This is a genomic window from Bradyrhizobium sp. ma5 (assembly GCF_042258955.1).
Taxonomy (GTDB): domain Bacteria; phylum Pseudomonadota; class Alphaproteobacteria; order Rhizobiales; family Xanthobacteraceae; genus Bradyrhizobium.
Genome location: NZ_CP170156.1, coordinates 3,222,485 through 3,235,176 on the forward strand (window position 1 = coordinate 3,222,485; position 12,692 = coordinate 3,235,176).

Annotated in this window: 11 protein-coding genes; 10 read left to right on the forward strand and 1 reads right to left on the reverse strand. The window is 64.2% G+C overall.

All coding sequences use genetic code 11. The annotated features are described in order from the left end of the window. Positions 1–163 precede the first annotated feature (163 nt). Positions 164–1,159: a UDP-glucose 4-epimerase GalE gene (gene galE / locus ACE103_RS14740; protein WP_375780004.1), complete on the forward strand. Its 996-nt coding sequence runs from the start codon at positions 164–166 to the stop codon at positions 1,157–1,159. Positions 1,160–1,351: 192 nt separating this feature from the next. Here galE and ACE103_RS14745 read toward each other — a convergent pair whose 3' ends face one another. Beyond that, the gene (locus ACE103_RS14745) at positions 1,352–1,921 is read right to left on the reverse strand and encodes a hypothetical protein (protein WP_375780005.1); all 570 of its coding nucleotides are present in this window, start codon (positions 1,919–1,921) and stop codon (positions 1,352–1,354) included. Between the two features lie 159 nt (positions 1,922–2,080). Between ACE103_RS14745 and ACE103_RS14750 the strand changes: the two genes are divergently transcribed. From ACE103_RS14750 to ACE103_RS14790, 9 genes are all read left to right on the forward strand, one after another. After that, positions 2,081–2,743, forward strand: coding sequence for a response regulator transcription factor (locus tag ACE103_RS14750; RefSeq protein ID WP_163154879.1), 663 nt, complete (start codon positions 2,081–2,083; stop codon positions 2,741–2,743). 219 nt (positions 2,744–2,962) lie between these two features. After that, positions 2,963–4,339 (forward strand): sensor histidine kinase, encoded by a 1,377-nt coding sequence (locus ACE103_RS14755; protein WP_223968355.1) that lies wholly within the window; start codon positions 2,963–2,965, stop codon positions 4,337–4,339. A gap of 204 nt (positions 4,340–4,543) precedes the next feature. After that, complete coding sequence (locus tag ACE103_RS14760) at positions 4,544–4,714, forward strand: hypothetical protein (protein WP_223968357.1); 171 nt, start codon at positions 4,544–4,546, stop codon at positions 4,712–4,714. Between the two features lie 1,005 nt (positions 4,715–5,719). Continuing rightward, a complete protein-coding gene (locus ACE103_RS14765) occupies positions 5,720–7,114 on the forward strand; it encodes a hypothetical protein (RefSeq protein WP_375780006.1) in 1,395 nt (464 codons plus the stop codon). Between the two features lie 110 nt (positions 7,115–7,224). After that, the gene (locus tag ACE103_RS14770; RefSeq protein ID WP_223968361.1) at positions 7,225–8,022 is read left to right on the forward strand and encodes a hypothetical protein; all 798 of its coding nucleotides are present in this window, start codon (positions 7,225–7,227) and stop codon (positions 8,020–8,022) included. A gap of 456 nt (positions 8,023–8,478) precedes the next feature. Continuing rightward, complete coding sequence (gene ccmI, locus ACE103_RS14775; RefSeq protein WP_375780007.1) at positions 8,479–9,585, forward strand: c-type cytochrome biogenesis protein CcmI; 1,107 nt, start codon at positions 8,479–8,481, stop codon at positions 9,583–9,585. Positions 9,586–9,644: 59 nt separating this feature from the next. Then, entirely contained in the window at positions 9,645–10,142 is a 498-nt protein-coding gene (ccmE, locus tag ACE103_RS14780) for a cytochrome c maturation protein CcmE (RefSeq protein WP_375780008.1), read from the forward strand. Beyond that, positions 10,139–12,124: a heme lyase CcmF/NrfE family subunit gene (locus tag ACE103_RS14785; RefSeq protein WP_375780009.1), complete on the forward strand. Its 1,986-nt coding sequence runs from the start codon at positions 10,139–10,141 to the stop codon at positions 12,122–12,124. The genes ccmE and ACE103_RS14785 overlap by 4 nt, the downstream gene beginning before the upstream one ends. A 44-nt stretch (positions 12,125–12,168) precedes the next feature. After that, positions 12,169–12,630, forward strand: a complete 462-nt coding sequence (locus ACE103_RS14790) for a cytochrome c-type biogenesis protein (RefSeq protein ID WP_375780010.1) — start codon at positions 12,169–12,171, stop codon at positions 12,628–12,630. The last annotated feature ends 62 nt before the right edge of the window (positions 12,631–12,692 follow it).

Here is a 12,692-nt window from a genome sequence, read left to right on the forward strand (position 1 = left end):
AACGCGCCGCTTGCGGCGCGTTAACCGTCGCTGCGGCAGCAAATCCGTTCGGCCTTAACGCTATTCTCACCGTCATTTTGCCGCGCCGGACGGAATGTCGTACCCATGCGATGATTGCGTTTGGTGACGCGCGGGATCGGTCCGCGCAGGGACGGCATTTTAAATGGCGAGCAGGGGTTCGATCCTCATCACGGGCGGCGCGGGGTACATCGGATCCCATTGCGCCAAGGCGGTCGCCGAGGCCGGGTTTGTTCCGGTCGTCTATGACAACCTCTCCACCGGCCATCGCAATTTCGTGCAATGGGGACCGCTCGTGATCGGCGACGTCGCCGATCACGACAAGATCGCCGCCACCATCCGCGAGCACAATGTGCTGGCCGTGATGCACTTCGCCGCGTTCAGCGCAGTCGGCGAGTCCGTCGCGGATCCGCAGAAATACTACACTAACAATGTTGACGGCACGATCGGCCTGCTGCGCGGCATGCGCGAGGTGGGCTGCGATCGCCTGGTGTTCTCCTCCACCGGCGCCGTCTACGGCAATGCCGGACGCGATCCCATTCCCGAGAGCGCCGCGGGGCCAACCGTCAATCCCTACGGCCGCTCCAAGTTCATGATCGAGCAGATCCTCGCTGACTATCGCGCTGCCTATCAGTTCAAATCGGTCTGCCTGCGTTACTTCAACGCCTGCGGCGCCGATGCATCCGGCACCATCGGCGAGCTGCGCGATCCCGAGACGCATTTGATTCCGCGCGCGCTGATGGCGCTGCTCGGGTATGTTCCGGACTTTGCGATCTTCGGCGAAGATTATGAGACGCCTGACGGTACCGCGGTGCGCGACTATATCCATGTCGACGATCTCGCCGCCGCCCATATCGCGGCGCTCGAACTGCTTTTGAAGGGGAGCGTCGGCGGTGTGTTCAACCTCGGCACCGGCACCGGCTATTCGGTGCGCGAGGTGCTCGACGCGATCCGCGCCGAGACCGGTGAGGCGGTGCCGAGCGTGGTGCGCGAACGCAGGGCCGGCGATCCGCCGATCCTGGTCGCCGATCCCTCAAAGTCGGAGAGCAGCCTCGGCTTCAGGGCGAGCCGGTCGGATCTCGGCTACATCATTCGCTCGGCCTGGGCGTGGCACCAGAAGGCGCATCCGCGCCGGCGATAGAGCATGATCCGGAAAGGTGCGAAGCGGCTTTCCGTCGCGACAAACGCGGAACGCGTTTGCGCGAATATCATGCCCAAGATGGCGGAAGACTAGAGCGTTTTCGAGCGAAGTGGACGCCGGTTCGCGTGAAGAAAACGCGTCAAAACAAGAATCTAGAGCTTCGGTTCTGATTCAATCAGAACCGAAAATGCTCTAGGCTGCGTCCGTGCGCGACCTCAACCGGCCGAACTGGCTGCGCAGCACCAGCAGGATGAGGTGACCCGCGCCGATGCCGGCAAGACCTCCCGACACCTTGACGATCGCGTCAAGCAGGCGGCCGTGACGGTCCGGTGTCAGCAGTTGCATCGCTTCGAGTGTGAACGAGCTGAAGACCACAAAGAGCACGATCAGCGCGGTACGCCGCGGGTAACCCAACACAAAGGCCGTTGCCATCACTGCATATGCGGCGAAGCGCTCGGTCTGAGGGGGGAAGAACGACGGACGGTCCTGGATCGGCGACAGTGTCACGAAGGCGATAAAGGCAAGCGCGAGCCAGCCCGCAATCACGCCGAACTTCCGTATCTGTGAAATTTCCAACAAAGTATTCCCGGTCCTGTACCGCAGACGACCCCCGGGGCTGATTAGCGCATCACTCGCGCCGGTGACATGGAAATGGTCGCCGAAGGTTAACTTGCCCGCCGACTGTGGCAGCCACGACGCGTCGTCTTGTTGCCAAAAAAGGTATTTAAATACCTTGAATTGAAACTCAATCCCATTTGGCACGCATCTCTCAGCGGGAACCTGTCGCGCTTGCGCGGGTTCCCGGCATGGTGCACCTGACGAAAAAATAAGGTTTCGCCCGTGGCTCCATTCATAGGCCGTTCACGGCCGGGAGCCTCATTTGATGCCGGAATATCGCAATGCTCACTCTCGGAGGCTAAAGTGCGTCTGCTCGTCGTTGAGGATGACCCGGATCTGAACCGCCAGCTCACCACCGCGCTGACGGACGCCGGCTATGTGGTCGATCGGGCGTTCGACGGCGAGGAGGGGCATTTCCTTGGCGACAGCGAGCCCTACGACGCGGTCGTGCTCGATATCGGCCTGCCGAAGATGGACGGTATCTCGGTGCTGGAGGCCTGGCGGCGGAACAAGCGGGTGATGCCGGTGCTGATTCTCACCGCGCGCGACCGCTGGAGCGACAAGGTTCAGGGGTTCGACGCCGGCGCCGACGACTATGTCGCAAAGCCCTTCCATCTGGAGGAGGTGCTGGCGCGGATCCGCGCGCTGCTGCGCCGCGCGACCGGGCATGCCCAGGTCGAGCTGGTCTGCGGGCCGGTGGCGCTCAACACCCGCACCAAACGGGTCACCGTCAACGGCAACCCGATCAAGCTGACCTCGCACGAGTACAACCTGCTCGACTATCTGATGCACCACACCGGGCGGGTGGTCTCGCGCACCGAGCTGGTCGAGCACCTCTACGACCAGGACTTCGACCGCGACTCCAACACCATCGAGGTGTTCGTCGGCCGCATCCGCAAGAAGCTGGAAGTCGATATTATCCAGACTGTTCGGGGCCTCGGCTACATGCTGTCGCCGCCGACTTAAAGCGTTTTCGAGCGAAGTGGATAACCAGTTCGCTCGCGTGAAGAAAACACGACCAAACAAAAGGATGAGAGCATATCCTGTTCAATCGGATCATGTTCTTAGAGCGCTTGATCGGCGTATACGGGCATTGGCATGATCCGCGCCGGGAGAACTGGATTCGCCAATGTTTGAATCCCTGACGTCTGTTGCCGCTGACACGCCGTTCGAGCCCGTGCTCTGATGGGCGGCAGCTCGCTTGCGACGCGCCTGTTCGTCTCGGCGACCGCCTGGGTGGTGGTGATCCTGGCGATCACCGGCGTCATCCTTTCGTCGGTCTATCGCGACGCCACCGAGCGCGCCTTCGACCGGCGGCTCAATCTCTATCTGCGCACCCTGATCGCCGAGGTGGCGACGCCGGACGAGCCGGCGGACCGCCAGTTCCAGTCGCTCGGCGAGCCGCTGTTCGACCTGCCGCTGTCGGGCTGGTACTGGCAGATCACCCGCACCGATACCGAGAAGGGCGAAACCCGTGCCTCGCGTTCGCTGTGGGACAAGAAGCTGCCGAAGCTCGAGGAGCACGGCGCCGACCTGACCGCCGCCGGGGTCCGGCTCGGCTATGTCGATGGACCCGAAGGCCAAAGCCTGCGCGTGGTGGAGCGGCCGGTCGATCTCGGGGCCGACGGCAGGTTCCTGGTCAGCGTCGCCGGCGATGCCACCGAGATATTCGATGAGACGCGCAGCTTCGACTATTACCTCGGCGGCACCTTCGCCGCCCTCGGCATCGTGCTGCTGCTGACCACGATCTTCCAGGTGCGCTACGGCCTTGCGCCGCTGAAGCGCATTTCGGATTCGATCGCCGATATCCGCTCCGGCCGCGCCGAGCGGTTGGAGGGCCAGTTTCCGGTCGAGATCGCGCCACTGGCGCGCGAGACCAACGCGCTGATCGATGCCAACCGCGAGATCGTCGAGCGTTCGCGCACCCATGTCGGCAATCTTGCGCACGCGATCAAGACGCCGCTGTCGGTGATCGTGAACGAAGCGGGCACGCATGCCGGCGATCCCTTCGCGAGCAAGGTGCTGGAGCAGGCCGACCTGATGCGTGACCAGGTCGCGCATCACCTCGAGCGCGCGCGGATCGCCGCCCGGGCTACCATCGTCAGCACCATCACCGACGTCGCCCCTGTCATCGAGGCGCTGCGCCGGACCATGGAGAAGATCCATCGCGATCGCGACCTCGCGATCGAGGCGAAGGCCGACCCGGCGGCGCGGTTTCGCGGCGAGCGACAGGACCTCGAGGAGATGGTCGGCAATCTCGTCGACAACGCCTGCAAATGGGCGGCGTCGCAGGTGTTCATCGAAGTCAGCGTGGTCCCGCCGGAGGCGTCGGGCGCGGGTCCCAGGCTGCGCATTGTGGTCGACGACGACGGGCGCGGCCTGTCGGAGGCCGAGCGCGCCCAGGTGTCGCGGCGCGGCCAGCGGCTCGACGAATCGAAGCCCGGCTCGGGCCTCGGCCTTTCGATCGTGACCGATCTCGCCGGCCTCTATGGCGGCAAGCTCGCCCTGAATGACGCGCCGATCGGTGGTCTGCGGGCCGAACTCATGCTGCCGGCGGTGTAGGGCATGATGGAATTCGGTTGCATGCGGTCGCGAAGGCGGTGCGCTCCCGCTTCCGCTTGTAGGCGCCGTCCGTATTTAAGCCCCGGATGGGACGCCATCTGTTCTTGCCCCTGATCTAGATCAAAGGATTTAGATCCAATCCGGGGCTTCTCCGTGGGTGAACCGAGTGCGCGTGCAATCATCCCCGATCTTGGGAGACTGCCCATGAAGGACATGCAGGCGCACTTGGAGAAGCTTCGCGTCGAGGCGGAAGAGTGCGAGTTAATCAGCAAGCTGGCGACCAATAAGGCCAAGAAAGAGCTGTTCGCCAGGTTGGCCGCACATCACCGGACGCTGGCCGATGAGGTCGAGCGAACCATGAAGGAAGCAGGATAGGAACTTTGCGTTCCCATGTGGATTTACAGCCCCGTTCCCGTAAGGAACTGAGCGAGGAAAAAGGTCATATGGGCCAAATTCGACGTCGGGTCAGACACACCAATTCACTTGAAGCGCGCCTTTTTGAGAGAGCTAGAGAGCTACGCGAACAGGCCGCAGCGCTCGCCCCCGGGATCGAGAGAGAAGCGCTCCTGAAGCTAGCCCGGCAAGCTGAGGCTGGCGCCAGCATGACCGAATGGCTGCGCGGTGGGGGGCTTCAATCATCTACGACCTAAAGGCTCTTTACCGACGTCGCCATCAATCGCGTCGTACACAAACAGCATGATATGCTCGCTCCAACGCAGCAGGCGGGATCGCGCTGAATTGTTGACGCGACGCAGAAGTCCTTGTCACCGGGGGCTGTTCCTAGCCGTGAAAAAGAAAGGCCCCAGCGAGGGGGCAAGCCGGGACCGAGTTGACATACGTCATCCGACGGACCCGACGTGGACGCCGGACATAAACAACCGCCAGCCCGCACGCCTCGTTCCTGTGGCGCGCAAAACGAACGGCCCCAGCACCCTTGGAGGTAATGTTGGAGCCGTTCTTATTCCCATTCTCACGCCGAGCCGCCGGTTGCCGATAATTGGCGGCCCCTTCCGGGCTGTAATTTGATCTTAATGAAACGCCCTGCCCAGTCGCGAAAGGATCGAATCAGCGGGCGGTTTCAGAAATCACCTGTGTGAATCGTACGCAAATAAACTGCCACGCTTTCCCGGGTGTTTGACAAGTGTCCTGGTTCCCAGAGCGAGTGCCCGCATTGGGACAGCACCCACAAGCGGGAGAGGCGAGGGGAGCTCGCGGACAATCGTCGCAGACATCATATGCGATTTGGCATACGGATGCTGCGCAGCCTCTTGGGCGGCGTTGCCGTCAATATTCCTAAACGGCTTCTTAACGCGCCCACCTCTATCATCGCGGGCGGACGGGCTGCGGCGTTTGCCGGGCACCTAGCTTTCACGACCGGGCATGAGCCAGAAATCGATCGAGCGGCTGAGGGATTATCTCGCGCAGCTTCCGCCGCAATCGCAGGCGCTGCTGATGCGGGAGCTGGAGCGCGCCGTGGAACGCGGCGACGACGTCGCGATCGCCAATCTGGTCCTGGAGCAGCTGCGCAAGATCGTGCGCGGGGCCGAGCAGGACGAGCAGATCCAGCCGCGCAGCGACGATCCGGCGCGGCTCCTGTTCCGGCCGCTCGAGCCGTTCCTCGCCGAGACCAATTTCCCGACCCGACCGGGCCAGCTCCGGCGTGCCTCGCTGCTGCCGATCTGGCAGTGGCTGGCCCGCGAGGGCGCGCCCGAGGCCGCCCGCGAATTCGAGACGGCGCTGGCGGCTGCCACGGAAAGCGGTCCGATGGAGATCGCTGCGCGCAGGTTCCAGCTTGCGGCTGCGGAAGCCATCATCAAGGTCGCGGGGCCGATGCAGGACGACCGCCAGCGCGCGCTGGCGCGCGTGGGCCCGCCGAGCGTTGTCGAGGACCTGCTGCCGATCGGCCTCGTCCTGCAGGCGCGAGAGGCGCTGGAAACCCTGGGCAGCCGGCTGCCGAGCCAGATCCGGGTGTTTTCCGATTCCCAGATCGCCTCGGCGATGGAGGCGCTCAAGCTGCCGTCATTGCAGACGCCGCAACTGCTGCCGTTCGCGCTGTCATTGATTGCGCAGCGGCTCGCCGCGCCATGGCAGATCATCCGCCTCGCCATCAAGATGGCGGCCTCCGACGACGAGCTGCGGGTCGCGGCCACGCCGTACGGCATCGCCGTCACCATCGCGCTGCACGACCTGTCATTCGTCGCGGCCTGTCTGCGCACCGACATCAAGCGCGGGCATTTCGATTATGTCAGCGACCAGCTCAAGACCCTGCATGACGGGGTCCGCGGCCTGCGCACCGAACTCGACCTGCGCAACGACTCCACCTGGGGCCGCCAGCTCACCTCGGTGCGCGCCGATACCTCCAACGCGCTGCAATCGGAGATCGACAGCGTGCCGGGTCGGGTCCGCCGTATCCTGCGCCAGCGCGCCGACAAGGACATTGCGGCCGGCGCCAAGATCGATGCGTCCGAGGTCGAGGATGCCGCCGCCCTGATCGATTTCGTCGCGGTGTGCCGCACCTATGCCAGCGAGCTCGCCATCAACGAGGTGACGCTGCGAACCTTCTCGGACCTGCAACATTATGTCGAGCAGTCGACCGAGGGACTGGTGCAATCACTGCGCGGCGGCGACGCACGGGTCCGCACCTTCCGCCAGCAGCAAGTCAAGGCCGCGATCCGCTTCTGCGAAGTGCTGTTCGGCCACGACTACGCCTCGCTGATGAACCGGGCGGCGGAGAATGCCGTGACCGGCGAACGGAAGTCGTCCCGCGCGGGGTAGCGAGACCGCGCAATTCGCGGGCATGTTCGACGGCAAGAATTTGGGTGACAATGCACTCAATCGCCAACGAGAAGCCAAGTGTCACCGTAATCCCCATGAGACTTAACTGAATGGACGATCACCCTATTTTTGATGTCTTGGAAAACTGGCCAGGCCGAGTTTCGACGCAGCTTGCGTTTGAAGCGCGCGGCTTCTTGATGCCGGCTGCGTGGCAGAACAGGATGATCGAGTTCTGCGGAGCAGGCCAAGCGGACTTGCTTAATCGCTATTGGGATGAGGTAGCGATGGAGACGATGCGAGCCGTTGGAAAGGTGAATTCGGACAACAGGACATTTCGCATTGAGCCGCGATATCGCTCGGCCTTCTTGGATGAGCTGTTCGCCCGCAAAGATTTTCCTCACGCGGATGTTCCGAATGGACCTCCTGTCAGATGCCTGCTCGAGCATTTCAGGAAGTACTGGCATGATCGGGAATTTAGAGAGCACGAATTAATCGCCATTAGGGGTTGGAGAAAGCGCGAAAGGGAGTGTTTAGAGATCCAGACGACGGGATGGACGGGAAAAAAGAGGGGGGTCATTCCGCTCGTCGACCAATTCTGCACCGCGCTCGCATTCAAGCGTCGCCGGAACCGCTGGCAAAAGAAGCTGGGTTGCGGTCTCATCTTCGAGGTTGGACTGGATCTTGGGGGCGATCCCAAGCGCGTAGGGGACCCGTTGGTTTTCTGGATATTCCATGAGAGCGATCCAGAATGTGCTTTTGAATTGAGAGGTAACGATCCGTTTGATCGGCTTGTTTACGGGAGTCGATTGTACAGCGGCGGCGGGGATGCCAGCGACGAAGTTCTTGGAATTCGAGCCAACATTGAACTGTTTGATGTTGTTGCTGCGTCGTTTGAGACGATGCGATAACAAGCAAGCGCTGCTTGGGGGATTACGGTGACAGTGCATTCGATCGCACAGTCGCGCCCTGACGGGAAGCACCGCCGGACAATCTCATGGATCAAGCGTAGGTCCTGAGCGTTTTCGACGGCAAGCCGACGAGGCCGCCAAGTCGGGACGGCACGCATTTGCGCAATTTCGGAATAATGGAAGTGTGGCGCTGATTTGCCCGACGTGTCAAGTCGGCATTCGAGCGCCAGCGGGCGCCCGCCGGCTACTGTGCATGGGGTTGTTTTCGATATTTTGGTCGTATGCGCCTTTTCGCCCGGCGACGCCGTTGCAATACCGCCGGAACGGCACCGGAGACCGGCTGATTTCGACCTTCGGTCGATCCAGCAATTGTCAATTGCCGGGCTTGGCGCCGGTAGTGTAAAGCGATTCTAAGGCGGCTTGCCTGAAGCCGCCGTTCCATCCGGGAACCGCTTGATGACGCTGTGGTTTGTGTTCGCGCTGATGACGGTCGCGGCGATCTTTGCCGTGCTGTGGCCGCTCAGCCGCCGCGGACGGGCGGATAGCGGGGGCAGCGAGGTCGTGGTCTACCGCGACCAGCTCGCCGAAATCGACCGCGATATGGCCTCAGGCATCATCGGCGCCGCCGAGGCCGATGCCGCGCGGATCGAGATCAGCCGCCGGCTGCTGGCTGCCGCCGACCAGAGCGGACGTGACGCCCCGGTGACAGGCAGCATCACGCTGCGGCGCGCTGCCGCGGTCGTGGCCCTGGTTGGGCTGCCGGTGATTGCCTCCAGCTTCTATCTCGCGCTCGGCTCGCCGCGTCTTGGCGACTTTCCGCTCGCCGAGCGCAGCCATGTGGCCGATGCCAACCAGCCGCTCACCAATCTGGTCGCGCAGGTCGAGGCTCATTTGGAGAAGAACCCGACCGACGGCCGCGGCTGGACGGTGCTGGCGCCGGTGCTGTCGCGCCTCGGCCGCTACGATGATGCCGTCCGTGCCTATCGCAATGCCATCACCTATGCTGGCGACAATGCCGATCGCCGCGCCGATCTCGGCGAGGCGTTGATGGGGAGCGCCGGTGGCGTCGTCACTGCCGACGCCAAGGCGGAGTTCGAGCGCTCGGTCGCGCTGAATGGCGACGACGCCAAGGCCAATTATTTCCTCGGCCTCGCCGCCGAGCAGGACGGCCGCAAGGCCGACGCCGCTGCGCTCTGGCAGAAGATGCTGGCGAAGGCGCCGTCGGATGCGCCGTGGCGGCCGCTGGTGCAGGCTGCGCTGGTTCGGGTCGGTGGCGTCAGCGCACCCGCGCTGCCGGATGGCGCGGTGGCGGCGGCCAAGGACATGAGCGAGGCCGATCGCGGCACCATGATCAAGGGTATGGTCGATCGGCTGGCGACGCGGCTGAAGACCAACGGCGACGACGTCGAGGGCTGGCTGCGGCTGGTTCGCGCCTATCTCGTGATGGGCGAGCGCGACAAGGCGATCAGCGCGCTTGCGGATGCCCGTCAGGCGGTGGCCAATGATGCGGACCGGTTGCGTCAGCTCAATGAGGGGCTGAAGAGTCTCGGATTGGATGGATAACGCATGATGCCGAAACATGTGCAGCGGTTTTCGGCAGACGTCTTGCGCAAGGAAGCACCATGACCAGGAAGCAACGGCGTTTGACACTGATCGGCTGCGCGCTCGTCGTGCTCGCGATCGCCGCGGGCCTGGTGCTGAACGCGCTACGCGATTCCATCGTGTTCTTCTCGACGCCGTCGATGGTCGCCGAAAAGCATCTCGGTCCGGGCAAGCGTTTCCGCCTCGGCGGGCTGGTTGAGCAGGGCTCGCTCAAGCGCGGCGACAATCTCGCGGTGAGCTTCACCGTCGGCGACGGCGGCGCGACGCTGCCGGTCGCCTACAAGGGTATCCTGCCGGACCTGTTCCGCGAGGGGCAGGGCGTGGTTGCCGAAGGCGCGCTCGATGCCGACGGCGTGTTCCGTGCCGACACCGTGCTCGCCAAGCATGACGAGACCTACATGCCGAAGGACGTCGCCGATGCCCTGAAAAAGCAGGGCCATTGGAAGGACGACTACGGCGCCAAGCCGAACAGCATGCCGAGCGCCTCCGCGGCGCCGACCCAGGGAGCGATGCGGTGATCGCCGAAAGCGGACATTATGCCCTGGTGCTCGCGCTGGCGCTGGCGCTGATCCAGTCGATCGTGCCGATCGTCGGGGCGCGCTGGCGCGATGCGGCGTTGATGAATGTCGCGCGCTCTACTGCGCTTGCCCAGTTGCTGTTCGTCGCGGCGTCGTTCGCGGCGCTGGTGACCTTGCACGTCACCTCGGATTTCTCGGTCGCCAATGTCTTCGAGAATTCGCATTCGCTGAAGCCGCTGCTCTACAAGATCACCGGCGTGTGGGGAAACCATGAAGGCTCGATGCTGCTGTGGGTGTCGATCCTGGCGCTGTTCGGCGGCCTCGTCGCGGCCTTCGGCAACAATCTGCCGCTGTCGCTGCGCGCGCATGTGCTGGCGGTGCAGGCCTGGGTCGCCAGCGCGTTCTATCTGTTCATCCTGATCACCTCGAATCCGTTCCTGCGGATCGCCAACCCGCCGATCGAGGGACGCGACCTCAATCCGGTGCTGCAGGACATCGGCCTCGCCGTGCATCCGCCGATGCTCTATCTCGGCTATGTCGGATTCTCGATCTCGTTCTCGTTCGCGGTGGCGGCGTTGCTTGAAGGGCGGATCGACGCCGCCTGGGCGCGCTGGGTGCGGCCGTGGACGCTGATGGCGTGGATCTTCCTGACGCTCGGCATCGCGATGGGCTCCTACTGGGCCTATTACGAGCTCGGCTGGGGCGGCTGGTGGTTCTGGGATCCGGTCGAGAACGCCTCGCTGATGCCGTGGCTGGCCGGCACCGCGCTGCTGCATTCGGCGCTGGTGATGGAGAAGCGCAACGCGCTGAAGGTCTGGACCGTCCTGCTGTCGATCCTGACGTTCTCGCTGTCGCTGCTCGGCACCTTCCTGGTGCGCTCCGGTGTGCTCACATCGGTCCACGCCTTCGCCACCGATCCGACCCGCGGCGTGTTCATCCTGCTGATCCTGTTCGTCTTCATCGGCGGCAGCCTGTCGCTCTATGCCTGGCGCGCGCCGGCGCTGAAGCAGGGCGGGCTGTTCGCGCCGATCTCGCGCGAGGGCGCGCTGGTGCTCAACAATTTGCTGCTCACCACCGCCTGCGCGACGGTGTTCATCGGCACGCTGTATCCACTGGCGCTCGAGGTCCTGACCGGCGAGAAGATCTCGGTCGGCGCGCCGTTCTTCAATTTCACCTTCGCGCCGCTGTTCGTGCCGCTGCTGCTGGCGGTGCCGTTCGGGCCGCTGCTGGCCTGGAAGCGCGGCGACCTGCTCGGCGCGGCGCAGCGGCTGATGGTCGCTGGCATCGTCGCGCTGGTTGCGATCGCGGTGGTGTTTGCATGGACCTATGGCGGCGCGACCCTGGCGCCGCTCGCGATCGGGCTTGCCGCCTTCGTGATCATGGGCGCGCTGTGCGATCTCGCCGACCGCATCGCGCTGTTCCGGATTCCGCTGTCGCTCTCGCTGCGCCGCGCACGCGGCCTGCCGCGGGCGACCTGGGGCACGGTCTTCGCGCATGCTGGCCTCGGCGTCGCACTGATCGGAATCGTCTGCGAGACCACCTGGAACAGCGAATATATCGGCTCGATGAAGCCGGACGACGTTGCCAAGGTCGCCGGCTATGAGCTGCGGCTCGACGGGTTGAATCCGCGGCAGGGGCCGAACTTCCGCGAGATGGTCGCGCAATTCACCGTGACCCGTGACGGCGAGAAGGTCAGCGTGATGACGCCGTCGAAGCGCAACTTCACGACCCGCGGCGCCTCGACGACCGAGGCCGCGCTGCTGACGCGCGGCGCGAGCCAGCTCTATATCTCGCTCGGCGATACCTCGGCCGCCGGCGCGATCGCGGTGCGCATCTATCACAAGCCGCTGGTGCTGATGATCTGGTGGGGCCCGGTGCTGATGGCCTTCGGCGGCTTGCTGTCGCTGTCGGACCGCCGCTTGCGGGTCGGTGCGCCGAAGCCGGCCAAAGCAGCGGCGCGTGCGCTGCAGGCGGCCGAGTGATGCGGTCGCGCACCCTTGCAGCCGCCGCGCTTGCGGCGACCCTGATGCTCGGTGCGATGCCGGCCCGGGCCGTGCTGCCCGACGAGATCATGGCGGACCCGGCGAAGGAGGCGAGGGCGCGCGAGCTTTCGAAAGAGCTGCGCTGCATGGTCTGCCAGAACCAGTCGATCGACGATTCCGAGGCGCCGCTGGCGCGCGATCTCCGTTTGCTGGTGCGTGAACGGATCTCGGCGGGCGACAGCGACCGCCAGGTGATCGATTTCCTGGTGGCCCGCTACGGCGAATTCGTGCTGCTCAAGCCGCGCCTCAACGAGCATACGCTGGTGCTGTGGCTGACCCCGCCGCTGGCGCTTCTGCTGGGCGGTTTCGCGCTCTGGCGCCTTGGCCGCCGGAAGGCAAATCCGCTCCCCGGCGGGGGCGATTCCGCCCCAGGGCTGACGCCCGACGAAGAGGCGCGCCTGGAACGGCTGCTGGCCGCCGAATCCGCGCCGGACAAGCCGCTTTAGTTCCTTTCTAAGCCCTTAATTTGCATGCGCTATTCTGCCGCAGCGCAGGATTGCTCAATTAC

Excerpts from the sequence above, each read along its gene's own strand:
- galE (WP_375780004.1), top strand. The coding sequence starts at position 164 with ATGGCGAGCAGGGGTTCGATCCTCATCACGGGCGGCGCGGGGTACATC.
- ACE103_RS14755 (WP_223968355.1), top strand. The coding sequence starts at position 2,963 with ATGGGCGGCAGCTCGCTTGCGACGCGCCTGTTCGTCTCGGCGACCGCC.
- ACE103_RS14760 (WP_223968357.1), top strand. The coding sequence starts at position 4,544 with ATGAAGGACATGCAGGCGCACTTGGAGAAGCTTCGCGTCGAGGCGGAA.
- ACE103_RS14765 (WP_375780006.1), top strand. The coding sequence starts at position 5,720 with ATGAGCCAGAAATCGATCGAGCGGCTGAGGGATTATCTCGCGCAGCTT.
- ACE103_RS14770 (WP_223968361.1), top strand. The coding sequence starts at position 7,225 with ATGGACGATCACCCTATTTTTGATGTCTTGGAAAACTGGCCAGGCCGA.
- ccmI (WP_375780007.1), top strand. The coding sequence starts at position 8,479 with ATGACGCTGTGGTTTGTGTTCGCGCTGATGACGGTCGCGGCGATCTTT.
- ccmE (WP_375780008.1), top strand. The coding sequence starts at position 9,645 with ATGACCAGGAAGCAACGGCGTTTGACACTGATCGGCTGCGCGCTCGTC.
- ACE103_RS14790 (WP_375780010.1), top strand. The coding sequence starts at position 12,169 with ATGCTCGGTGCGATGCCGGCCCGGGCCGTGCTGCCCGACGAGATCATG.